A 22,190-nucleotide genomic window follows, 5' to 3' on the forward strand; every position below is an offset into this window, starting at 1 on the left:
GCCATGGCTCGCGCACGTACCGTCGTGGTGGCAGCGATTTCGCTTGCCTACCCGCTGCTGGTGTACCTGGCGATGGGCCGCTTCGAGCCGCGCTGGCTGTCGCTGCTGCTGTTCACCCTGGCCCTGCTGCGTGCGCTGAGCACGCGCCAGCCGTTGTGGTGGGCCGCCGCCGCCGGCACCGGCCTGCTGGCGGTGCTGGCCACCGTGCTCAACCAGGCCCTGCCGCTGAAGCTATATCCGGCGCTGGTCAATGCGGTGATGCTGGCGGTGTTCGGCACCAGCCTGCGCTTCGGGCCGCCGTTGGTGGAGCGCCTGGCGCGGCTGCAGGAGCCGGACCTGCCCCCGTTCGCGGTGGCCTATACCCGCCGCGTCACCCAGGTGTGGTGCGGCTTCTTCGTTCTCAACGGCAGCCTGGCCCTGCTGACCGCGCTGTACGCGTCGGACCGGGCCTGGATGCTCTACAACGGATTGTTGGCGTACGTGATGATGGGCGTGTTGTTCGCAGGTGAGTGGCTGGTGCGGCGGCGGGTGAAGGCGGCGCACGCGCATGGCTGAGTGGATTGCCCTGGACCGGCTGCTGCTGGAGGCGCGGCCGCAGCGCAGCGTCGGCCTGTGCGACGGAGACATGGTTGACCACGCCTGCTTCCGCCAGCGCGTACGGGGCTGGCGCGCCGCCTTTGCGGCGGCCGAAGGCCGCGACTGGGCCCTGTATTTCGATGACGCCGTGGCCTTCGCTGCGGCGCTGTTCGGCGCCTGGCATGCCGGCAAGCGGGTGTTCCTGGCCGCTGACAACCTGCCGGCCACGCTGCAGGCGCTGCAGCCGCAGGTGAGCGGTTTCGCGGGCGACGTACCGGCCGACTACCGCCCGCTGGCGGCGCTGGACGCCACACTGGACGACGAACTGCAGGCGCTGGACGAGCGCGCCAGCGAGCTGTGCGTGTTCACCTCCGGCAGCACCGGCCAGCCCAGTGCGATCGGCAAGCGCCTGGACCAGCTGGCGCGCGAGGTGGAGGCGCTGCAGGCCGCGTTCGGCGCGCAGCTGGAGGGCGCGCAGGTGCACGGCACGGTGTCCCACCAGCACATCTACGGGCTGCTGTTCCGCGTGCTGTGGCCGCTGGCCGCCGGCCGCCTGATCCATCCGCGTCGGTTCTTCCACGAAGACCTGGTGGGTGCGCTGGCCGGTACCGACACGGTGCTGGTGGCGACGCCGGCCCATCTCAAGCGCCTGCCCGAGCAGCTCGACTGGGCCAGCCTGCATGGCCGCCTGCGCGCGGTGTTCTCCTCCGGTGGCCCGCTGCCGGAGGACGCGGCGCGACAGGTGCGGCAGTGGTTGGGTGTGGCGCCGACCGAGGTCTATGGCAGCAGCGAGACCGGCGGTATCGCCTGGCGCCGCTGGGACACCGACCTGCCGCCGTGGCAGCCGCTGCCGGGTGTGCAATGGCGGATCGACGACGGCTGCCTGGCGGTGGCCTCGGCGCATCTGGAAACTCCCGGCTGGTGGCGCACCCAGGACCGCGTGGAAGCCTTGGCCGATGGCCGTTTCCGGCTGCTGGGCCGCGCCGACCGCATCGTCAAGATCGAAGAGCGCCGCGTCTCGCTGGATGCGCTGGAACGCGCGCTGCGCGAAGACACCGAAGTGGATGACGTGCGCGTGCTGGTGCTGCCCGGGCAGCGCGAGCAGCTGGCCGCCGTGGTGGTTCCGGCCGATCCGGCGCTGCTGGAGGGCGGCGACGCCGCGCGCCGTGCGCTGGGCCAACGCCTGGGCGCGCGCCTGGCGCATGCGCATGACGCGGTGACCCGGCCGCGCCGTTGGCGCCTGGTGCAGGCGTTGCCGATCAACGCGCAGGGCAAGGTGACCCAGGCGGCACTGGCGGCGCTGTTCCAGCCACTGATGCCGGTGCCGGTCTGGGACTGCCGCGACGCCGCCAGCGCCACGCTGCGCATGACCCTCGACCCGGCGCTGCGGCCGTTCCAGGGCCACTTCCCGCAGGCGGCGATCCTGCCCGGTGTTGCGCAGCTGGACTGGGCGATGCGTTTCGGCCGCCAGGCATTTGCGATGCCGCGCGCGTTCCTGCGCATGGACGCGGTGAAGTTCCAGCACGTGGCCCGCCCCGGCGATGAGTTGACCCTGCAGCTGGACTGGGATGCCGCACGCAACGTGCTGGCCTTCCGCTATACCTCCAGCCACGGTGTGCATGCCAGCGGCAAGGTGGTTTTCGCCGATGCGGACTGACCCGGCCGTTGCCGGTGCCGCGTTCGCGCCACTGGTGGTGATTCCCGTCTACGACCACGAGCACGCCATCGTGGCGGTGGTCGACGGTGTGCAGGCCGCTGGCCTGCCTTGCCTGTTGGTCGACGATGGTTCGCATGAGGCGTGCGCGGCGGTGCTGCGCACGCTGGCACAGCGCCAGGGCGTCGACCTGCTGCGCCTGGACGCCAACCAGGGCAAGGGTGGGGCGATGCTGGCCGGTTTTGCTGAAGCCGGCGCGCGTGGCTACAGCCACGTGCTGCAGATCGACGCAGACGGCCAGCACGATACCGCTGACCTGCCACGCTTCATCGAGGCCGCGCGTGTGCATCCCGACGCGGTGATCTGCGGCATTCCGGCCTACGACGCCAGTGTTCCCAAGGCACGCCTGTATGGCCGTTACGCCACCCACGTCTGGGTCTGGATCAACACGCTGTCGCTGCACCTGCGCGACACCATGTGCGGATTCCGGGTGTATCCCCTGCCACCGGTGCTGCGCCTGATCGGTGAAGAGACCATCGGCCGGCGCATGGATTTCGATACTGAAGTGATGGTGCGCCTGTACTGGCGCCAGCTGCCGGTCGAGCACCTGGCCACGCGCGTGACCTATCCCGCCGATGGCGTGTCGCACTTCGATGTGTGGCGCGACAACGTGCGCATCAGCCGCATGCACACCCGCCTGTTCTTCGGCATGCTCTGGCGCGCACCGCGGCTGCTGTGGCGCCGCCTGCAGGGGCAGCGCTGAGATGGCGACCGCGCAGGACGCCCCGCACTGGGCCGACATCGGCGAATCGACGTCGGTGGCCGGCGTGCTGTTCCTGTGCTGGGTGCACCGCTGGTTCGGGCGCTGGCCATTCCGCCTGTGCGCGTGGCCGGTGGTGGCCTGCCATTGGCTGGGTAACCGTGTGGGGCGACAGGCCTCGATGCAGTACCTGCAGCGGCTGCAGGCATACAGCGGCGTGCTCGGCCGCGCGCCAACCCGGCGCGACAGCCTGCGCCACTTCTTCGCCTTCGCCGACACGATGCTGGACAAGATCCTCGGCCTGGGCGGGCGCTACCCGGCCAACCGTATCCACCTGCACCGCGACCTGGTGCTGCAGAAGATCGCGCGCCGCGAAGGCGGTCTGATCCTCACCGCGCACATCGGCTGCCTGGAACTGTGCCAGGTGCTGGCCGAACAGGTGCCGGGGTTCCGCATCACCGTGCTGGTGCACACCGCGCATGCGCAGCGCTTCAACCGCCTGCTGCAGCGGCTGGACCCGCTGGCGGCGGTGGAGCTGGTGCAGGTGACCGGAATGGGGCCGGCCACAGCGATGATGCTGGCCGAGCGCGTGGCGGCGGGTGGCTTCGTCGCCATCGTCGGCGACCGCACGCCGGTGCAGGGCGGTCGCAGTGTCACCGCCGATTTCCTCGGCCACCGCGCACCGTTCCCTATCGGCGCTTACGTGCTGGCTGCGGCGCTGGGCTGCCCGGTCTACACCATGGCCTGCCTGCACCAGGGCGAGGGCTACCGCGTGGCTTTTGAACAGTTCGCCGAACGCATCGTGCTGCCGCGTGGCTCGCGCGACGCGGCACTTGCCGAACAGGCACAGCGCTTCGCGCGCTGGCTGGAACTCCAGGTCATCCAGTCCCCGTTGGACTGGTTCAATTTCTTCCCCTTCTGGGATCAGGCTCCGCATGACGACTGACGCCGTACCCGTGTGCCGCTTTGGCGATGCACCGTTGACCATCGAAGACGTGGTTGCCCTGGCCCAGCGCCAGTGCGAGGCCGCACTGAGCGACGCGCCGGCGTTCCGCGCGCACATCCAGCGCGGTGCCGACTTCCTTGACCGCCTGCTGCGCGAAGATGGCGTGATCTACGGTGTGACCACCGGCTATGGCGATTCGTGCACGGTGAACATCCCGCCGGCACTGGTGGCTGAACTGCCGCACCACCTGTACACCTACCATGGCTGCGGCCTGGGCCGTTACCTGGACCCGGTCGAGACCCGTGCGGTGCTGGCCGCGCGCCTGGCGTCGCTGGTGCGTGGCATGTCCGGTGTCAGCGTGCCGCTGCTGGAAGGCCTGGCCACGCTGCTGCAGCACGACGTGCTGCCGATGATCCCGGCCGAAGGCTCGGTGGGGGCCAGTGGTGACCTGACCCCGCTGTCCTACGTGGCGGCGGTGCTGTGCGGCGAGCGCGAGGTGCTGCACGATGGCCGCGTGCAGCCTGCTGCCGAGGTGCTGGCGAAGATCGGCATGACCCCGCTGAAGCTGCGGCCGAAGGAAGGCCTGGCGATCATGAACGGCACCGCGGTGATGACCGGCCTGGCCTGCCTGGCCTGGCAGCGCGCCGACTACCTGGCACGGATGGCCACGCGCCTGACCGCGTTCAACGTGCTGGCCAGCGACGGCAACGCGCACCACTTCGACGAAACCCTGTTCGCGGCCAAGCCGCACCCGGGCCAGGGCCGCATCGCCGCGCGCCTGCGCAGCGACCTGCACAGCGAGCGTCCGCCACGCAATGAACAGCGCCTGCAGGACCGCTATTCGCTGCGCTGCGCGCCGCACGTGATCGGCGTGCTGGAGGACAGCCTGCCGTTCCTGCGCCAGCTGATCGAAACCGAACTGAACAGCGCCAACGACAATCCGCTGATCGATGCCGACGGCGAGCGCATCCTGCATGGCGGCCACTTCTACGGCGGCCACATCGCGCTGGCGATGGACACCCTGAAGAACACCGTGGCCAACGTTGCCGACCTGCTCGACCGGCAGCTGGCGCTGGTGGTGGATGCCCGTTACAACCATGGCCTGCCGGCCAACCTGTCGGCGGCCACCGGCCAGCGCGCGGCCATCAACCATGGCCTGAAGGCGCTGCAGATCAGCGTGTCGGCCTGGACCGCAGAAGCACTGAAGCAGACCCTGCCGGCCAGCGTGTTCTCGCGTTCCACCGAGTGCCATAACCAGGACAAGGTCAGCATGGGCACCATCGCCGCGCGCGACTGCCTGCGCGTGATCGAGCTGACCGAGCAGGTGGTGGCCGCGATGCTGATCGCCGCCCGCCAGGGCCTGGCGCTGCGCGAACGGGTTGGCCTGAACGCGCAGCTGCATGGCAGTCTGGCCGGCATGTACGCCGACCTGGGGCAGCGCATCGCCCTGGTTGAAGAAGACCGCGCGCTGGATCGCGAACTGCGGGAACTGCTGGTGGAGATCCGCGCGCAACGTTGGGAGCTGTATGCCGGTGAATGAGGCTATTGAACGGGTTGGCGAAATTGCGTTGACCCCCGCCTTCCATGACTGCGATCCGATGAACGTGGTCTGGCATGGCAACTACTTCAAGTACTTCGAGATCGCGCGCTGCGCGCTGCTTGGGCGCTACGACTACGACTATCCGCAGATGCTCGAATCGGGCTACCTGTGGCCGGTGGTCGATGCGCGGGTGAAGTACGTGCGCCCGCTGCTGTTCAACCAGGCGCTGCGCGTGATTGCGCGCATCGTGGAATGGGAGAACCGGCTGAAGATCGAGTACGAGATCCTTGATGCGGAAAGCGGCCAAGTGCTGACCCGTGCGATGACCATCCAGGTCGCGGTGGACGCGACCAGCAGGGAAATGCTGTACCAGTGCCCGCCGGTACTGTGGGAACGCCTGGGAGTGCCTGCGCCGTGAACATGCTTGTCCGTCTTTCCAGCGTGCTGCTGTGCGCGCTGATGTTCATTGCCGCACCGCAGGTGCAGGCCGCCGACCCCGCCATCGATGTGATCACCCAGGCGGTGGCGCGGCCGGACGTGCTGCGTGGCCAGTTCAGCCAGGAAAAGCAGGTCAGCGGCTTCAAGAACCCGCTGCGCTCGCAGGGCCGCTTCGTGGTCGCGCGCCAGCATGGCGTGATCTGGACCACGCTCAAGCCGTTCCCCTCCGAAGTGGTGGTCACCGCCGACCGCATCCTCAGCCGCCAGCGCGATGGCAGCACCCGTGTCGAGCTCGATGCACGGCAGCAGCCGGCGATGCGTTCGGTGAACGCGATCATGTTCGCGCTGATGAGTGGCGACGTGCAGGCGCTGTCCGGCCAGTTCAACGTGGCGGCCAGCCGTGAAGGGCAGGGCTGGCGGCTGCGGCTGACGCCGAAGTCGGCGATGCTGGCCAAGGCGTTCCAGTCGCTGACCCTGCAAGGTGACCGCTACGTGCGCCAGGTCGAGATCGTCGAGGCCAACAAGGATCGCACGCAGATCCAGTTCAGTGCACTGAGCGAAGCGCCGGCCACGCTCACCGCCGACGAGGCACGCCGCTTTGAGTGAGGGGGCAGCATCGAACGGGCCGGACCGGTTGCGGCGCTGGTGGCACTGGCTGGGCATCGCCTGGCTGGTGCTCCTGCTGGTGTTGGGTGCGCAGCAATGGCGCCTGTGGAGCCAGCAGTCGCGGATCGACACCGACATCCTCGCCCTGCTGCCGCAGGACGCGCATGACCGCCTGTTGAGTGACGTCACCCGGCGCATCGCCGACGGCAGCTCGCGCCAGGTGGTGGTGCTGCTGGGCAGCAAGGATGGCGCCGCCGCCAAGCGCGCACAGGCGGCGTTCGCTGCGGCGATGGCGGCGGATGCCGACAGCGCGTTGCTGGTGCCCAGCGGTTCGATCGAAGGCTGGTTCGACGAGGCGCGCGCGTTCTACGCGCCGTACCGCGACCGCCTGCTGACCCCGGCCCAGCGCGAGCAGCTGCAGGGCAGCGAGCCGGGCGCGTTGGCCGAGCAGGCGTTGGCTGCGCTGTACGGTCCGATGGGCGCACCGCGCCTGACCGATTGGCGGCAAGACCCGCTCTCGCTGTGGCCGCAATGGTGGCAGCAGCAGGCGCAGGGGTCGGGGTTGCGGCTGGGCGATGACGGCCTGCTCGAAGCCGAGGGCAGGCATTGGGCCGTACTGCAGTTCGATACGCCGGGGTCGGCGTTCCAGCTTGACGGCGAGCGCCATCTTGACGGCCTGCTGGAACGTGCCGGGCTGGCCGCCAGGACGGCGGCGCCAGAACTGGAAATCCTGCATGCGGGTGTGCCGCTGCACGCCGAAGCGGCGGCGGTGCAGGCCAACCAGGAGATCAACACGATCGGCTGGGGCTCGCTGGCCGCGGTGCTGCTGCTGGTGTGGCTGGCGTTCCGTTCGCTGCGACCGATTCTGCTGGTTGCCGCCTCACTGCTGATCGGCTGTGGCGTGGCGCTGGCGGTGACCGTGCTGGTGTTTGGCAAGGTGCATGTGCTGACCCTGGTGTTTGGTGCGTCGCTGGTGGGCGTGGCCGAGGACTACGGCATCCACTGGTTCGCTTCGCGCCAGGCCGAACCGGCCGATCGTCGCTGGAAGCTGCTGCGGCACCTGCTGCCCGGCCTGTGGCTGGCCCTGCTGACCAGCGCGCTGGCCTACCTGGCACTGGGCCTGGCCCCGTTCCCGGGCCTGCGCCAGATGGCATTGTTCTCGGTGGTCGGCCTGGCCGCCGCCTTCCTCACGGTGATTTTCTGGTTCCCGTGGCTGGATGGCGGTGAGATCCGCCAGACCCGTTTCTCGCAGTGGCTGGGCAACACGCTGGAGCGCTTCCCGCGGTTGCATGGCCGCCGGCCGGTGACGGTGTTCGTGGTGATCACGCTGGCGCTGTCTGCCATCGGCATTGCCCGCCTGCACAGCAACGACGACCTGCGCAGCCTGCAATCGTCGCCGCCGGCGCTGATGGCGCAGCAGATCCGCTTGAGCCAGCTGCTGGGCATGCCCAGCCCGGCACAGTTCTACCTGGTACAGGGCACCGACGCGGCGCAGCTGCTGCAGCGTGAGGAAGCGTTGACCGAACGCCTGCGCGTACTGGCCAACCAGAAGCGCATTGGGGGCTATCGCGCGATCAGCGATTGGCTGCCGTCGCCGTCGCGCCAGCAGGCCGACGCGGCGCTGACTGCGAAGGTTGAACCGGGTGTGCTTGCGGCCGTGTCCGAGGCCGTGGGAGAGCCACTGCAACGACCGCCGTTCGCGGACGCGCCACTCACCGCCGAAGCGTTCCTGGCCTCGCCGGCCTCGCAGCCGTTCCGGCACCTGTGGGTGGGCCAGGTCGGCGGGCAGATGATCAGCGTGGTGATGGTCGATGACCTGTCGCGCGCGGATACGCTGGCCACCCTGCGCGGTGCCGCCGAAGGCCTGCCCGGCGTCCGCTGGGTGGATCGCACCGCCGACTTCTCGCAGCTGCTGGGCCACTACCGCAAGCTGATGGGCGGGCTGCTGCTGGTCGGCATCGTGCTGGTGTTCGGCGCGCTGTGGCTGCGCTACCGCCGCCAGGCCTGGCGCGTGTTCGCGCCGACCCTGATTGCCGGCGCATTGACCTTGGGCCTGCTGGGCCTGTTCGGCCAGCCGCTGCAGCTGTTCAACGTGCTGGCACTGATGCTGCTGCTAGGCATGGGCATCGACTACGGCATTTTCCTGATCGAGCACCGCGGCGACGCCAGTGCATGGCTGGCCGTGTGCGTGGGCGCGGCCAGCACCTGGCTGTCGTTCGGCCTGCTGGGCCTGTCGCAGACCCCGGCGTTGCGCGCGTTCGGCCTGACCCTGCTGTTCGGCATCGGCCTGGTCTGGCTGATCTCGCCGCTGTTCCGTCCGCCGCCGCACGATCTGCCGCCGGCCTGAGCCTGTTTTCCGACTTCCTTCTTTCCATTTGATCGAGCAACAAGGACGCACCGATGAACACTGCTGTGGATGCTGTCGAACGCACTGAAATCCTGATCATCGGCGCCGGCCCGGCCGGTTCCGTGGCCGCGGCGATGCTGCGCCAGCAGGGCCGCCAGGTCCTGATGCTGGAGCGCCAGCAGTTCCCGCGCTTCTCCATCGGCGAAAGCCTGCTGCCGCAGAGCATGGAGTACATCGAGGCGGCCGGCCTGCTGCAGGACGTGGTCGAGGCGGGCTTCCAGTACAAGAACGGTGCCGCCTTCGTGCACGGCGAAGCGCGTACGGCGTTCGATTTCAGGAAGAAGTTCTCGCCGGGTTGGGGCACCACCTACCAGGTGCAGCGCGCCGACTTCGACAACGTGCTGGCACGCGGCGCCGAGCGCATGGGCACCACGCTGCGCTTCGGCGACGAAGTGCTTGCGGTCGAGCCGGGCGAGCAACCGGCGGTGACGGTACGTCGCCCGGACGGCAGTGAATACCGCATCGAGGCCGATTTCATCCTCGATGCCTCCGGCTTCGCGCGGCTGCTGCCGCGGCTGCTGCAGCTGGAGTCGCCGTCCAACTTCCCGGTGCGCGGCGCGATCTTCTGCCACGTGCGCGACAACATTCCGGCCGAAGCGGACTTCGATCGCAACAAGATCCTGATCACCACCCACCCCGAGCACATCGACGTCTGGTACTGGACGATCCCGTTCTCCAATGGCTGCTGTTCGCTGGGCGTGGTCGCCGAGCCGTCGTTCTTCGAGCGCTACGAGGGTGACGACCTGCAGAAGCTGCAGGCCATCGTCGGCGAGGACCCCAACCTGACCCGCCTGCTGGCCAACGCCGAATGGGCGGTGCTGCCGGTGCGCCGGATCACCGGCTATTCGGCCAACGTCAGTTCGCTGTGGGGGCCCGGCTACGCGTTGCTGGGCAACGCCGGCGAGTTCCTCGATCCGGTGTTCTCCTCCGGCGTGACCATTGCCTTCAAGTCCGCGCAGCTCGCCAGTGAATGCCTCAAGCGCCGCTATGCCGGCCAGGCCGTGGACTGGGAGGCCGAGTTCTCGATCCCGCTGCGCGCGGGCGTGAAGACCTTCCGCCGCTTCGTCGAAAGCTGGTACCAGGGCGGCTTCCAGAAGATCATCTACCACCCGCAGCAGCAGCCCGAAGTGCGCGACATGATCAGCTCCATCCTGGCCGGTTACGCCTGGGACACCAAGAATCCGTATGTGGCCGATGAAAGTGGTCGCCGCATGCGCGTGCTGGAGGAATTGTGCAGCGCCTGATCTTCCGTACTGCGGCCCTGCTGCTGTGCCTGCTGCTGGCCGCCTGTGCCGGCCGCATGCCGAAACCGCAGGTGGAACTGCCGCCGCTGCGCCTGGCGCCAGCCAGCCTGCCGGCGCCGCTGGCGCTGCAGCAGCAGCTGCATTTCCGCTTCGGCACGCATGAGCGCGATCTCGACGCGCTGCTGGAAGCCGACGCTCAGCAGGTGCAGCTGGCCGTGCAGGCGATGGGCCAGACCGGCGTGCGCCTGCAATGGGACGGCCAGCAGCTGACCCAGCAGCGCGCGCCATGGCTGCCACCGCAGGTGCGCGCCGAGCGCGTGCTGGATGACCTGCAGTTCGCGCTGTGGCCGACCGCGGCCATTGCCGCCGTGCTGCCGGCGGGCTGGCAGGTCAGTGATGATGGCCATCAGCGCAGCCTGTCGCGTGAGGGCACCGTGTGGCTGCACCTGCAGCGGCTGGACGATGGCAGCGTGCAGCTGGACAACCGCGCCGAAGGCTATGCGCTGCGCATCGAATCGATCGACATGGCCGGGCCGGACCGATGAGCGCACCGATCTACCTGAACGACCTGGGTGTGGTCTGTGCACTCGGCGCTGGCCGCGCCGCAGTGACGTCGGCACTGTTCGCCGACGCGCCGGGCGGGCTCAGCGACAACGACAGCCTGTTGCCGGGGCGCACCCTGGCGCTGGGAGAAGTACGCACGCCGCTGCCGGCGCTGGATGATCTGCCGGTGGCCCTGCGCGGGCGAAACAATGCCCTGCTGGACGTGGCATTGGCTCAGATCGCGCCGGCAGTGGCCGCGGCGATCGCCCGCCATGGCGCCGAGCGCGTGGCGGTGGTGCTGGGCACCAGCACCTCGGGCATTGGTGAATCCGAGCAGGCATTGCGCAGCCATGCCGAACAGGGCCAGTGGCCGCAGGGCTTTGACTACGCCCAGCAGGAAATGGGCACCGCCGCGCAGTTCGTGCGCCAGCGCAGTGGCGCACAGGGGCCGGCATGGACCCTGTCCACTGCCTGCTCGTCCAGTGCCAAGGCGCTGATGTCGGCTGCACGCATGCTGCGCGCCGGCATCGTCGATGCGGTGATCGCCGGTGGCGCCGATTCGCTGTGCCGCTTCACCGTGGCCGGCTTCAGCGCGCTGGAATCGGTCTCGGCCCAACGCTGCAATCCGTTCTCGCAGCATCGTACCGGTATCAACATCGGCGAAGGCGCCGCGCTGTTCCTGCTCACCCGCGAACCCGGCCCGGTATGCCTGGCGGGGTGGGGCGAGTCGGCCGACGCCCACCACATGTCCGCCCCTGACCCGCAGGGCCTGGGCGCCATCGATGCCCTGCAGCAGGCGCTGCAGCGTGCTGGCTGGGCCGCCGGAGAAGTGGACTATGTGAACCTGCATGGGACCGCGACCGGCCACAACGATGCGATGGAAAGCCTGGCCGTGTCGCAGGTGCTGGGCAGCCACGTGCCGGCCAGTTCGACCAAGCCGTTGACCGGCCACACGCTGGGTGCCTCGGGTGCCATCGAGGCGGCGCTGTGCTGGATCGTGCTGGCCGAGAACCCGCAGCAGCTGCTGCCGCCGCACTGGTGGGACGGCGTGGCCGACCCGGCACTGCCGGTGCTGCCGCTGGTCGCACCGGGCACGCGCCTTGCGCAGCCGCCGCGGCGGGTGCTGAGCAATTCGTTCGCCTTCGGCGGCAGCAATGCCGTGCTGGCACTGGAGCGTCGATGAACACGTTGTACGCGATCGAAGACGTGGTGCCGCACCGCCAGGACATGTGCCTGCTGGAGCGCATCACGCAATGGGACCAGGACGCCATCGAGGCCGAACTGGTGGTGCCCGAGGCCGGCCTGTTCGTCGAGGATGACCAGGTGCCGGCATGGGTCGGCATCGAGTACATGGCGCAGGCCATCGCGGCCTGGGCCGGTTGCCGCGCGCGTGCGGCCGGCAGGCCACCGCAGCTGGGCTTCCTGCTCGGCAGCCGCCGCTACAGCAGCGCGCGCAGCAGCTTCCCCAGCGGTTCGCGGCTGCGCGTGCAGGCGCGCTGCGAGCTGTTGGGTGACAATGGATTGGGGATGTTCGCCTGCCGCATCCTGGCAGGCGAGGAAGAATGGGCGACAGCCAACGTCTCGGTGTTCGAACCGGCCGACGCGATGGCCTATCTGGAGAGTGGACAGGCATGACAGGGAATCGAAGCGTGCTGGTGACCGGCGCCAGCCGGGGCATCGGCCGGGCCATCGCGCTGCGCATCGCGCGCGATGGCTTCGACGTGGTGGTGCATTGCCGCAGCCGCGTGGATGAAGCACAGGCGGTGGTCGCCGAGATCCAGGCACTGGGCCAGCAGGCCCGCGTGCTGGTGTTCGACGTGGCCGACCGCGCGTCTGCGCGGGCCGCCCTGGAGGCCGATGTCGAAGCGCACGGCGCGTACTACGGCGTGGTCTGCAATGCCGGCATCGCCCGCGATGGCGCCTTCCCGGCGCTGTCAGCGGACGATTGGGACCAGGTCATCCACACCAACCTGGATGGCTTCTACAACGTGCTGCATCCGCTGATCATGCCGATGGTGCGGCGGCGCAAGCCGGGCCGCATCGTCACCCTGTCGTCGGTCTCCGGACTGGCCGGCAACCGCGGGCAGGTCAACTACAGTGCCGCCAAGGCCGGCATCATCGGCGCCACCAAGGCCCTGGCGCTGGAACTGGCCAGCCGCCAGATCACCGTCAACTGCGTGGCCCCGGGCCTGATCGAGACCGAAATGCTCAACGACGAAGTGGTTGAACACGCGCTCAAGCTGATTCCCGCCGGCCGCGTTGGCCGCCCAGACGAAGTGGCGGCTACCGTGGCGTTCCTGCTGTCCGAACCGGCCGGCTACATCACCCGGCAGGTGATCTCGGTGAACGGAGGCATGCTCTGATGGCCGCCGATCGTCGCGTGGTGGTCACCGGCGCCGCCGCCATCAGTCCACTCGGCCACGACTGGCCGACCATCGAGGCACACCTGCGCAGCTGCCGCAACGCGGTGCGTGCGATGCCCGAGTGGGATGTCTATGCCGGGCTGAACACCAAGCTGGCCGCGCCGGCGCAGGACTTCGAGCTGCCGCCGAACTACAACCGCAAGACCACCCGCTCGATGGGCAAGGTCGCGATCATGTCGGTGCGCGCCACCGAGGTGGCGCTGCGCGAGGCCGGCCTGCATGAGCATCCGGTGCTGCGCAGTGGCCGTACCGGGGTGGCCTATGGCTCCTCGTCCGGCAGCCACGAGGCCACCGGCGAATTCGGGCGCATGCTCAACGAATTCACCACGGATGGCATCAGCGCCACCACCTACCTGAAGATGATGAGCCACACCGCGCCGGTCAACATCGGCGTGTTCTTCGGCCTGTCCGGGCGCGTGTACACCACCTCCAGCGCCTGCACGTCGGGCAGCCAGGGTGTGGGCGCGGCCTATGAAGCCATCCGCAGCGGCAAGCAGACGGTGATGGTGGCCGGCGGTGCCGAGCAGCTCGATGCCACCGCTGCAGCGGTGTTCGACACGCTGTTCGCCACCAGCGTGCGCAATGACGCGCCGCAGACCACGCCTCGCCCGTTCGATGCCGGCCGCGATGGCCTGGTGCTGGGCGAGGGCGCCTGCACGCTGATCCTGGAAGACCTGGAACACGCGCAGGCGCGCGGCGCCACCATCCTTGCCGAGGTGGTCGGCTACGGCACCAACAGCGATGGCCAGCACGTCACCCAGCCCAGTGCCGACACCATGGCCCAGGCCATGCGCCTGGCATTGGAGGACGCCGGCCTGGACGCGGCGCAGATCGACTACGTCAACGCCCATGGCACCGCCACCGACCACGGCGACATCGCCGAGACCCAGGCCACCGCACAGGTGTTCGGCAGCCGCGTGCCGATCAGCTCGCTGAAGAGCTACGTCGGCCACATGCTGGGTGCCTGTGGCGCGTTCGAGGCCTGGGTGAGCATCCAGATGATGCGTGCCGGCTGGTTCGCGCCCACCCTGAACCTGGCCGAGGTCGACCCGCGCTGTGGCCAGCTCGACTTCATCACCGGGCAGGGCCGCGAACTGCAGGCCGAGTACGTGATGAGCAACAACTTCGCCTTCGGCGGCATCAACACCTCGCTGGTGTTCCGCCGCTGGAGCGAGTGATCCACTGCGCCAACATACCGTTCCCGTTACCCCCGCACCCTCGACAAGGAGATGTTCCGATGCGCCGCACTCTCATGATCGCCACGGCTACCGCGCTGCTGGCCCTGACTTCCACCGCTTCCGCCCGCGACACGCGTGTCGAACAGTCCCTGCAGGAACTGGTCAATTCGCAGGCCGCCAAGGACGCCGGCATCGACGGCAGCGTGCGCTTCTATCTGGCCGGCCAGCCGGTCAGCGTGCAGCAGCGCCTGGGCGAAGACGTGACCAACAAGAAGACCAACGCCGCCAACAAGAGCGATGCCGAGGCCTGCCGCTGGGTTGCGCTGTCGGCACTGCGCGCGCTGCAGGACGGTGCCAAGTCGCGCGGCGCCAACGCCGTGGTCGACATCGTCAGCTATTACAAGAAGAACGAGTTCAAGAGCAGCACCAACTACGAGTGCTACGCCGGTGCCATCCTCGCGGGTGTCGCGCTGAAGGGCACCTACGCCAAGGTCAAGTAAGCGCCCGTGTGGCGGCGGCGCAGCCTGAACGTCGCCGCCACATTGCTGAACCCCGCAGGCGAAACGCCGCCGATCGCGCCGCCATCGTCGGCTGACGGCTTTCCCCGGTGTCGGCTTTCCGACACAATCATGGCTCTTCCCGGGTTATCGTCCCGCGGACATGCACGCCTACGTCTATAAAAGCCAACTCAAGCCGGACACCTACGTCTACGTTCCCCGACGCGATGATTTCAGCGCGCTGCCCGCGCCGCTGCTCACCTCGCTGGGGACGCTCGCCTTCGTGCTGGAGGTGGCCCTGGATGCCCAGCGCCGCCTGGCACAGGCTGACCCGGAAAAGGTCCGCAGCGAAATGAGCGAGCGCGGGTTCTACCTGCAGGTGCCGCCGTCGGTGGCCAGCCTGATGCCGCGCCACTATGACTGACGCCTCCCGTCCGCGCATTCTGTCAATTGCCTTCGCCGCGGGCGCCGTGCTGGCGCTGGGCGCCGCCGTGGGCGGCGTTCCGGGTGCGGTCCTTGCCGCACTGGCGCAGCCCGCGTTCGCGTTGGCGATATCGTGGTGGCGCCGCAGCCGCGCGCTGCTGCCGCTGAAGGTGGTCGCACGCCAGGACCTGCCGGCGCTGCTGGCCTTGTGGGCAGCCGCCCCGCTGTTGCTGGCGCTGCTGCTGGCCTGGCCGCTCGCAGCACTGCGTGACAGCGGCAGCCTGGCGGCAGTGCTTGGCCTGAGCGTACTGGTCAGTGCCGGCCTGTTGGCGGCCTGGCGCACCTGGCCATTGTGGAACGATGTCGAACGCCTGGATGGCAGCCTGGCCCAGCACTGGCAGGCGCTGGCGGGGCGCGACCTGACTGCCTGGCGTGGCCTCGGCGTGGCCGCGCTGGTCATTGCGCTGGCCGCGCTGGTGGTGCTGCCGGCCTGGCCGGGCCTGTTGCCGGAAAGCGCGCGCTGGCCCGCCGCACTGGCGGTCGTACTGCTGTCGCCGGTGCTGCACCTGCTGCTGCAGCGGGTCGCGCCTGCGCCGCTGGTGTCGCTGCGCTCCAGCCCGTTGGCGGCGTCCAGCGCTGAACCCGAACCGATGTTCGCAGCGGCGGCCGAAACCGTGCCGCTGGAGGCGATGGCGCCGCAGGAACTGACACCGGCGCTGTATGAAGCCGCCCGCCAGGGCCGCATCGACCGGGGCCTGCAGCTGCTGCAGGCCGGTGCCGATCCGTATGCGCTGCCGGACCCGAACTGGCGTGACCAGCGCAGCCTGGCGGTGCTGGCCGCGGTGCTGCCGGACCTGCGCCTGCTGCGCGAACTGATTGCCCGCGGCGTCGATGTGAATGCGCCGCACCGGGGCATGACCCCGCTGCTGGCGGCGACCCGCGACAGCTGGCATGGCCGCCCCGAAGCGGTGATGACCCTGCTCGCCAACGGCGCCGACTCGCGTGCCACCGACAGTGATGGCAACACCCCGCTGCACCATGCCGCACGCAGTTCCGACCCGGGGGTGGCCGCGCTGCTGCGCGATGCCGCTGCCGAAGTCGATGCGCTGAACCGTGATGGCTGGTCGCCGCTGGCGGTGGCCTGCCAGGTGGGCAACTGGCGTCTGGCCCGCTTCCTGCTCGAACGCGGTGCACGCTGCGAACCGGCCGATGGCACCCCGGTGCTGCTGGCCGCCGCCGCCACCGAGGATGATGATCCGGCGGGCGTGCAGCTGCTGCTCAAGCACAAGGCACGGGCCGACGCCCGCGATCGCCAGCGCCGCAGTGCGTTGCATGAGGCGGCCCTGGCCGGCCATGTCGAGATCATCGGCGTGCTGCTCGGCGCGGGCGCCAATCTGGAGGCGCGCGACGCACTGGGGCGTACGCCGTGGCTGGAAGCGGCCCGTGCCGGTCGTGCCGCCGTGATCGAGCACCTGCTGCCGCACAAGCCGGACCTGGTCGCGGTGGACGGCGAAGGCCGCAATGCGGTGCAGCTGGCGGCGATGGCCGAGGATGTCTCGCCGCTGCTGATCAAGCGCCTGGTCGAACTGGGCATCGCGGCCGATGCCACCGATCCGCTCGGCCGCCGTGCGGTGGACTACGCCGCCGAGGCCGGCCGCTGGGCGATCGTAGCCCTGCTGGACCCGTCCTATCCGTTGCCGGCCGCGGTCAGTGATGGCCTGGCCGATCGTGGCGAAGCGGCCAGTGCCAGCGGCCTGCTGCCGGACCGTCCGCCGCTGACCCTGCTGCGCGAGGCCCTGGGCTTCGGCAATACCGACGGCATGGCGGCGCTGGCCAGGCTGTGCCAGCCGGAGGAACTGGGCGGGCTGCTGCTCGATCCGGAGTTGGCGCTGGAACCGCGTGCGGTGGACTGGCTGCTGGGCCACGGCGCCGATCCCTATGTGCGTGATGCCTGCTCCGATACGCCGATGTTCGCGCTGTTGTCGCGCGGCATCGATGCGGTGCCGGCGTTGCAGGTGATGCTGCAGCGTGGCCTGTCGCCGGCCGGCCGCGGTGGCCTGGCGCGCTTCCTTGCTGCCTGCGCACAGCACGACCAGGCCGCGCGTGGCCTGGAACAGCTGGCACTGGAACTGCTTGAGCGTGGCGCCGATCCGTTCGCCGCCTCGCCGGCGGGTGATCCGCCGTTGTCGCTGGCGGTGCGCCTGGGCTGGCTGCGGCTGCAGCAGGCCCTGCTCAAGGCCGGCGTTGATCGCGAGGCACGCGACAGCCACGGCATGACCGCACTGCACCTGGCCACCGCATTGGCCCGCGAAGGCGCGCTTAAGCTGCTGGTGCAGCATGGTGCCTCGCCCGAAGCACGTGCCGCCGACGGCCAGACACCGCTGGGCGTGGCGCTGTCGATCGGTCGCCGCGATCTGGCCGACTGGCTCGATTGGCGGGTGTGGCCGTTGCCGCGCCGGACCCTGCGCGAGGCCGATCTGCCGGCCGCCGCAATGGCCGGTGACGTCGATGCAGTGCGCCGCCTCATCGATCTGGGCTTCGCCGTCGACGCGGTCGACGCACAGGGCTGCACCGCGCTGCTGCGTGCTGCCGGTGGCGGCCACCTGGCGGTAACCGACCTGCTGCTGGCGCGCGGCGCCGATCCGCAGCACGCGGCGGCCAGTGGCGCGACGCCGCTGTCGGCGGCGGTCAGCATGCGCCAGGTGGACATCGTTTCGGCCCTGCTCGACGCTGGCGCCAAGCTGGAACACCGCCTGCCGGGTGGCGTGACGGTGCTGATGCTGGCCTCCGCGCTGGGCCTTCCGGACATCGTCGCGCGCCTGCTCACGGCCGGTGCCGACGTGCATGCCGGTGACGCGCAGCAGCTGGGTCCGCTGCACTGTGCCGCGCTGTACGGTTTCAGTGCCCGCGACCGCTCGCGCCTGCTGGCCCTGCTCGACACCCTGCTGCTGGCCGGTGCCGAACCGGACCAGGCCGCCGCTGGTGCTGTCACGCCGCTGCTGCTGCTGCTGGGCGCGCGCGCCGAGCCGGGTACCGCCTGCGACGAGCAGGTGGTGATGGCCGCAGTGGAGCGCCTGCTGGACGAGGACGTAAGCCTGGACGTACGCGACCCGCGCGGCTTCGGCCCGCTGCACCTGGCCGCGCTGCATGGCCTGCCGTTGCTGGTGCAGCGCCTGCTGCGCGCCGGCGCCGATCCTGAAGCGCGCGACAGCCTCAACCGCAGTCCGCGCGAGATCGCAGTGATGCGCGGCTTCATCGACGTGGCTGGCGAGTTCGAGCCGCGCGTGCCGGGCGTCTCCTCGATGGCCCGGTTCCTGCGCGACAACGGCTGATCCCTGGAAAAGGGTAGTGCCGGCCGCTGGCCGGCTACCTCATGACATCTCCGGGATCAAGGGATTGCCGGCCAGCGGCCGGCACTACCGCAATCCGTTGGCCAGCACACCTACTCGCCGTCGCTTTCCGCGTCAGCTTCGAACAGGTGCATCAGGTCGTTGCGTGCATCACGCGAGGTCTGGATCACCGCGGCCTCGTCGTCGTACACCAGGTACTGGTCGCGCAGCAGCTGCTCATCATGCTCACGGAAGCGCTGCACATGGCGCTCGGCCACGTCCGGTGCCACGCCCAATGCAGTCAGCACGCGCCCGCTCATTTCCAGGCTGGTGCCGAACACTTCGCGGAACGGCTCGGCCGACATGTCCATCAGTCGCCAGGCATGCTGGCGGTTGCGTGCACGCGCCAGCACCTTCGCGTCCGGGTACAGCCGGCGCACCATGCGCACCGCGCGCAGGTTGGTCTCCGGGTCGTCCACGGTGATGACGAACACATCGATGTGTTCGCCACCCGCTGCACGCAGCATCTCCGGGCGGGTCGGGTCGCCGTAGTACAGCTGGTTGCCGAAGCGGCGCAGGTCGGCCACCGTGTCCGGGTTCGCCTCCAGCGCCACGAACGGCACCTTCTGTGCGGTCAGCAGGCGTGCGATCACCTGGCCGAAGCGGCCCATGCCGGCGATCAGCACCTTGGGCCGGTTGTCCGGTGCCACCTTGTCGGCCTCGGCGGTCCCGCGCGGTGGAGCCTTCTCCTGGCCGAGCAGCTTGAGCAGCGCGATCATCAGCAGTGGCGTGATCGCCATCGACAGGCCGACGATCGCCACCAGCCGATCGTGATTGGCGTTGCCCAGCAGGTGCGCGCGCTGCGCTTCGTTGAACACCACGAAGGCGAACTCGCCCCCCAGCCACAGCACGCTGCCCAGCAGCAGCGACTGCCGCGGACTGAGCTTTGCAATACGGCCAATCACATACAGCAGGCTGAACTTGACCACCAGCAGGATCGCCACGCCGGCGGCGATCAGCCACGGCTCTGCGGCGATGCGGTCGAGATCGATGCCCATGCCCACGGCGATGAAGAACAGCCCCAGCAGCAGGCCCTTGAACGGCTCGATCTGCGCTTCCAGTTCGTGCCGGAACTCCGAATCGGACAGCAGCACCCCGGCCAGGAACGCGCCCAGGCTGGGGCTGAGACCCGCTTCCTGCATGAACCAGGCAGTGCCCAGCACCACCAGCAGGGCGGTGGCGGTGAACACTTCCGGGCTGCGGGTGCGGGCGATGATGCTGAACACCTTGCGCAGCACCGGTCGCCCGCACAGGATCACCACGGCCAGCGCGCCGAGGGCCACGGCGGCGTCTTCCCAGCGCAGGGTCTCGTTCTTCGCCCCGCCCAGCAGCGGGATGGCCGCCAGCAGCGGGATCGCGATCAGGTCCTGGAACAGCAGGATGGCAAAACCCAGCCGGCCATGGTCGCTGTTGATCGCCTTGTGCTCGGACAGCAGCTGCAGGCCTACCGCGGTGGATGACAGCGCCAGCGCAACACCGACCACCAGCGCGCTCTTCCACTGGAAGTGGTCGAGCAGCAGCAGGCCGCCCAGCACCAGCCCGGACATCGCCACCTGCGCCGCGCCCGCGCCGAACACCGAGCGCCGCATCACCTTCAGACGTGCCGGCGACAGCTCCAGGCCGATCACGAACAGCAGCATCACCACGCCGATCTCGGCCGCGCCGAGGATGCGGTCGGCGTCCTGCACGAAGCCCAGCCCGTCCGGGCCCAGCACCACGCCGGCCGCCAGGTAGCCCAGCACCGCGCCGAAGCCGAACTTCTTGAACACCGGCACGGCAATGACCGCCGCCAGCAGCAGCACCAGGGCCAGTTCCAGACCGCCGCTATGCATGGGAATACCTGGTCATCGGGGAAGCCCGCAGTGCGTCCGTTCGGGTGGGGAAAGCGTGGCGAGCGCCACCCGGCCATTATGCGCGCCGGTCGGTGTATGCACGAGAACAACCGGCCGGCCGGCGCCCGGCGCAGGGATGCCGGGTTGACCTGCATGGCCCGCGGGTCCAGACTGCCCGCCGCTGGCGGCGCACCGCCGGCACGCGCATTCCGGAGTCCCCAACCCATGTCCAGCGACAGTAGAAGTCGACCTCGTTCGACGCCAGCGATGGCCACCGCCTGACATCGGGACGGTTTGCCTGCGTTGGCGTTGCGCGAGGTCGCACCCCCACAAGGCAAAACCGATGAACCAGAAGCAATTGCTGCGCCCGGTGGCCGATGCCGCCGCATTGGCCGCACCGCTGGCGAACTACAACACCGCCGATGCGGTGGAATTCCTCAACACACTGGAACTGGCCCGCGCTGCGGAAACGCTGGCCGCGCTGCCGTTGCCGCGTGCAGTGAAGATGCTGGAAGCGCCGGAACTGCACCGCAGCGGTGAGCTGGTGGCCGCGCTGCCGCCGGCACGCGCCGCTGCCCTGCTCGGGTTGATGGCTGACGATCGCGCCACCGACATCGTCCACGAGCTGGATGAGGAAGAACGCGCGCGGCTGATCCCGCTGCTGGGCACCGACGCCCGCCAGGCCATCCAGAAGCTGCTGAGCTATCCGCCGAACACCGCCGGCGCGCTGATGACCACCGAGTACGTGGCGGTACCCGCCAGCTGGACCGTGGCGCAGACCCTGCAGCACATCCGCCAGGTCGAGCGTACCCGCGAGACGGTGTACGCGATCTACGTGCTGGAGCCGGCCACCCAGCAGTTGCAGCAGGTGGTGACCATGCGCCGGCTGATCACCGGCCTGCCCGAGGAATCGATCCTGGACGTGGCCCAGGTCAATCCGCCGGTGACGGTGGACGCGCTGATGGACCAGGAAGAAGTGGCGCGGCTGATCCGCCGCCACGACCTGCTGGCGATCCCGGTGGTCGACGCGCAGCAGCAGATGCTCGGCATCGTCACCGTGGACGACGTGCTCGATGCGCTGATCGAGGAATCCACCGAGGACGCGCACAAGTTCGGCGGCATGGAAGCGCTGGACAAGCCGTACATGCAGATCGGCTTCTTCGAGATGCTGCGCAAGCGCGCCGGCTGGCTGAGCGTGCTGTTCCTGGGCGAGATGCTGACCGCCAGCGCGATGCAGCACTACGAAGACGAACTGGCGCGCGCGGTGGTGCTGACCCTGTTCATCCCGTTGATCATGAGCTCGGGCGGCAATTCCGGCTCGCAGGCCACCTCGCTGCTGATCCGCAGCCTGGCGCTGCGCGAACTGCGCCTGCGCGACTGGTGGAAGGTGGCCATCCGCGAGATCCCGACCGGCATGGTGCTGGGTGCCATCCTCGGCTGCCTGGCGATCGTGCGCATCGTGATCTGGCAGCTGGGTGGCCTGCATGACTACGGCGAGCACTGGATCCTGTTGGCGATCACCATCGGTGCCGCGCTGGTCGGCATCGTCACCTTCGGTTCGCTGTCCGGCTCGATGCTGCCCTTCATCCTGAAGCGGCTCGGCTTCGACCCGGCCAGCGCCTCGGCCCCGTTCGTGGCCACCCTGGTGGATGTGACCGGCCTGGTGATCTACTTCAGCATCGCCGCGCTGATCCTGCACGGCACGCTGCTGTAACAGAAAAAGGGGACGGAGGG

At 69.3% G+C, this 22,190-nt stretch carries 19 protein-coding genes; 18 read left to right on the forward strand and 1 reads right to left on the reverse strand.

Annotation, left to right across the window (positions count from 1 at the left end):
- Window positions 1-3: 3 nt before the first annotated feature.
- The 17 genes from A7X97_RS08390 to A7X97_RS08470 all read left to right on the forward strand — a co-directional run bounded on the left by A7X97_RS08390 (window position 4) and on the right by A7X97_RS08470 (window position 18,567).
- Window positions 4-555: a COG4648 family protein gene (locus A7X97_RS08390; RefSeq protein ID WP_049416044.1), complete on the forward strand. Its 552-nt coding sequence runs from the start codon at window positions 4-6 to the stop codon at window positions 553-555.
- Entirely contained in the window at window positions 548-2,233 is a 1,686-nt protein-coding gene (locus tag A7X97_RS08395; protein WP_088497000.1) for an ApeI family dehydratase, read from the forward strand. The genes A7X97_RS08390 and A7X97_RS08395 overlap by 8 nt, the downstream gene beginning before the upstream one ends.
- Window positions 2,223-2,993: a glycosyltransferase family 2 protein gene (locus tag A7X97_RS08400; protein ID WP_065196793.1), complete on the forward strand. Its 771-nt coding sequence runs from the start codon at window positions 2,223-2,225 to the stop codon at window positions 2,991-2,993. The genes A7X97_RS08395 and A7X97_RS08400 overlap by 11 nt, the downstream gene beginning before the upstream one ends.
- A gap of 1 nt (window position 2,994) precedes the next feature.
- Window positions 2,995-3,936, forward strand: coding sequence for a lysophospholipid acyltransferase family protein (locus A7X97_RS08405; protein ID WP_088497001.1), 942 nt, complete (start codon window positions 2,995-2,997; stop codon window positions 3,934-3,936).
- Window positions 3,926-5,476 (forward strand): HAL/PAL/TAL family ammonia-lyase, encoded by a 1,551-nt coding sequence (locus tag A7X97_RS08410; RefSeq protein WP_088497002.1) that lies wholly within the window; start codon window positions 3,926-3,928, stop codon window positions 5,474-5,476. The genes A7X97_RS08405 and A7X97_RS08410 overlap by 11 nt, the downstream gene beginning before the upstream one ends.
- Window positions 5,463-5,894, forward strand: a complete 432-nt coding sequence (locus A7X97_RS08415; RefSeq protein WP_010482317.1) for an acyl-CoA thioesterase — start codon at window positions 5,463-5,465, stop codon at window positions 5,892-5,894. The genes A7X97_RS08410 and A7X97_RS08415 overlap by 14 nt, the downstream gene beginning before the upstream one ends.
- Before the next feature lie 2 nt (window positions 5,895-5,896).
- The gene (locus A7X97_RS08420) at window positions 5,897-6,520 is read left to right on the forward strand and encodes a LolA family protein (protein ID WP_172412127.1); all 624 of its coding nucleotides are present in this window, start codon (window positions 5,897-5,899) and stop codon (window positions 6,518-6,520) included.
- A complete protein-coding gene (locus A7X97_RS08425) occupies window positions 6,513-8,867 on the forward strand; it encodes an MMPL family transporter (protein ID WP_088497003.1) in 2,355 nt (784 codons plus the stop codon). Before A7X97_RS08420 ends, A7X97_RS08425 begins: the two co-directional genes overlap by 8 nt.
- 53 nt (window positions 8,868-8,920) lie before the next feature.
- Window positions 8,921-10,171, forward strand: a complete 1,251-nt coding sequence (locus A7X97_RS08430; protein ID WP_065177843.1) for an NAD(P)/FAD-dependent oxidoreductase — start codon at window positions 8,921-8,923, stop codon at window positions 10,169-10,171.
- Complete coding sequence (locus A7X97_RS08435; RefSeq protein WP_065177844.1) at window positions 10,159-10,716, forward strand: DUF3261 domain-containing protein; 558 nt, start codon at window positions 10,159-10,161, stop codon at window positions 10,714-10,716. Before A7X97_RS08430 ends, A7X97_RS08435 begins: the two co-directional genes overlap by 13 nt.
- Window positions 10,713-11,897: a beta-ketoacyl-ACP synthase gene (locus A7X97_RS08440; protein ID WP_061480631.1), complete on the forward strand. Its 1,185-nt coding sequence runs from the start codon at window positions 10,713-10,715 to the stop codon at window positions 11,895-11,897. Before A7X97_RS08435 ends, A7X97_RS08440 begins: the two co-directional genes overlap by 4 nt.
- Window positions 11,894-12,349, forward strand: a complete 456-nt coding sequence (locus A7X97_RS08445) for a hotdog family protein (RefSeq protein ID WP_005420287.1) — start codon at window positions 11,894-11,896, stop codon at window positions 12,347-12,349. The genes A7X97_RS08440 and A7X97_RS08445 overlap by 4 nt, the downstream gene beginning before the upstream one ends.
- Window positions 12,346-13,077 carry a 3-ketoacyl-ACP reductase FabG2 gene (locus A7X97_RS08450; RefSeq protein WP_049416034.1) on the forward strand — a complete coding sequence of 244 codons (732 nt, stop codon included), beginning with the start codon at window positions 12,346-12,348 and terminating at the stop codon, window positions 13,075-13,077. The genes A7X97_RS08445 and A7X97_RS08450 overlap by 4 nt, the downstream gene beginning before the upstream one ends.
- A complete protein-coding gene (locus A7X97_RS08455) occupies window positions 13,077-14,315 on the forward strand; it encodes a beta-ketoacyl-ACP synthase (protein WP_049438266.1) in 1,239 nt (412 codons plus the stop codon). Before A7X97_RS08450 ends, A7X97_RS08455 begins: the two co-directional genes overlap by 1 nt.
- A gap of 59 nt (window positions 14,316-14,374) precedes the next feature.
- Window positions 14,375-14,815: a hypothetical protein gene (locus tag A7X97_RS08460; protein ID WP_005420284.1), complete on the forward strand. Its 441-nt coding sequence runs from the start codon at window positions 14,375-14,377 to the stop codon at window positions 14,813-14,815.
- A 160-nt stretch (window positions 14,816-14,975) separates the two neighbouring features.
- Window positions 14,976-15,236 (forward strand): YcgL domain-containing protein, encoded by a 261-nt coding sequence (locus A7X97_RS08465; RefSeq protein ID WP_014648833.1) that lies wholly within the window; start codon window positions 14,976-14,978, stop codon window positions 15,234-15,236.
- Window positions 15,229-18,567: an ankyrin repeat domain-containing protein gene (locus tag A7X97_RS08470; RefSeq protein WP_072168054.1), complete on the forward strand. Its 3,339-nt coding sequence runs from the start codon at window positions 15,229-15,231 to the stop codon at window positions 18,565-18,567. Before A7X97_RS08465 ends, A7X97_RS08470 begins: the two co-directional genes overlap by 8 nt.
- 110 nt (window positions 18,568-18,677) lie before the next feature.
- Here the strand turns inward: A7X97_RS08470 and A7X97_RS08475 are convergent, their stop codons facing one another.
- Window positions 18,678-20,456 carry a monovalent cation:proton antiporter-2 (CPA2) family protein gene (locus A7X97_RS08475; RefSeq protein ID WP_072168053.1) on the reverse strand — a complete coding sequence of 593 codons (1,779 nt, stop codon included), beginning with the start codon at window positions 20,454-20,456 and terminating at the stop codon, window positions 18,678-18,680.
- Window positions 20,457-20,799: 343 nt separating this feature from the next.
- On the opposite strand from A7X97_RS08475, the gene mgtE reads away from it, so the two are divergent.
- Window positions 20,800-22,170 (forward strand): magnesium transporter, encoded by a 1,371-nt coding sequence (gene mgtE, locus A7X97_RS08485; RefSeq protein WP_111007818.1) that lies wholly within the window; start codon window positions 20,800-20,802, stop codon window positions 22,168-22,170.
- Window positions 22,171-22,190: the final 20 nt, after the last annotated feature.

It is taken from the genome of Stenotrophomonas sepilia (assembly GCF_003244875.1).
Classification (GTDB): domain Bacteria; phylum Pseudomonadota; class Gammaproteobacteria; order Xanthomonadales; family Xanthomonadaceae; genus Stenotrophomonas; species Stenotrophomonas sepilia.

Coding starts and splice junctions, on each gene's coding strand:
- A7X97_RS08450 (WP_049416034.1), top strand. CDS start 12,346: ATGACAGGGAATCGAAGCGTGCTGGTGACCGGCGCCAGCCGGGGCATC.
- A7X97_RS08440 (WP_061480631.1), top strand. CDS start 10,713: ATGAGCGCACCGATCTACCTGAACGACCTGGGTGTGGTCTGTGCACTC.
- A7X97_RS08395 (WP_088497000.1), top strand. CDS start 548: ATGGCTGAGTGGATTGCCCTGGACCGGCTGCTGCTGGAGGCGCGGCCG.
- A7X97_RS08460 (WP_005420284.1), top strand. CDS start 14,375: ATGCGCCGCACTCTCATGATCGCCACGGCTACCGCGCTGCTGGCCCTG.
- A7X97_RS08420 (WP_172412127.1), top strand. CDS start 5,897: ATGCTTGTCCGTCTTTCCAGCGTGCTGCTGTGCGCGCTGATGTTCATT.
- A7X97_RS08410 (WP_088497002.1), top strand. CDS start 3,926: ATGACGACTGACGCCGTACCCGTGTGCCGCTTTGGCGATGCACCGTTG.
- A7X97_RS08415 (WP_010482317.1), top strand. CDS start 5,463: ATGCCGGTGAATGAGGCTATTGAACGGGTTGGCGAAATTGCGTTGACC.
- A7X97_RS08475 (WP_072168053.1), bottom strand. CDS start 20,456: ATGCATAGCGGCGGTCTGGAACTGGCCCTGGTGCTGCTGCTGGCGGCG.
- A7X97_RS08430 (WP_065177843.1), top strand. CDS start 8,921: ATGAACACTGCTGTGGATGCTGTCGAACGCACTGAAATCCTGATCATC.
- A7X97_RS08405 (WP_088497001.1), top strand. CDS start 2,995: ATGGCGACCGCGCAGGACGCCCCGCACTGGGCCGACATCGGCGAATCG.
- A7X97_RS08455 (WP_049438266.1), top strand. CDS start 13,077: ATGGCCGCCGATCGTCGCGTGGTGGTCACCGGCGCCGCCGCCATCAGT.
- mgtE (WP_111007818.1), top strand. CDS start 20,800: ATGAACCAGAAGCAATTGCTGCGCCCGGTGGCCGATGCCGCCGCATTG.
- A7X97_RS08390 (WP_049416044.1), top strand. CDS start 4: ATGGCTCGCGCACGTACCGTCGTGGTGGCAGCGATTTCGCTTGCCTAC.
- A7X97_RS08470 (WP_072168054.1), top strand. CDS start 15,229: ATGACTGACGCCTCCCGTCCGCGCATTCTGTCAATTGCCTTCGCCGCG.
- A7X97_RS08465 (WP_014648833.1), top strand. CDS start 14,976: ATGCACGCCTACGTCTATAAAAGCCAACTCAAGCCGGACACCTACGTC.
- A7X97_RS08445 (WP_005420287.1), top strand. CDS start 11,894: ATGAACACGTTGTACGCGATCGAAGACGTGGTGCCGCACCGCCAGGAC.
- A7X97_RS08400 (WP_065196793.1), top strand. CDS start 2,223: ATGCGGACTGACCCGGCCGTTGCCGGTGCCGCGTTCGCGCCACTGGTG.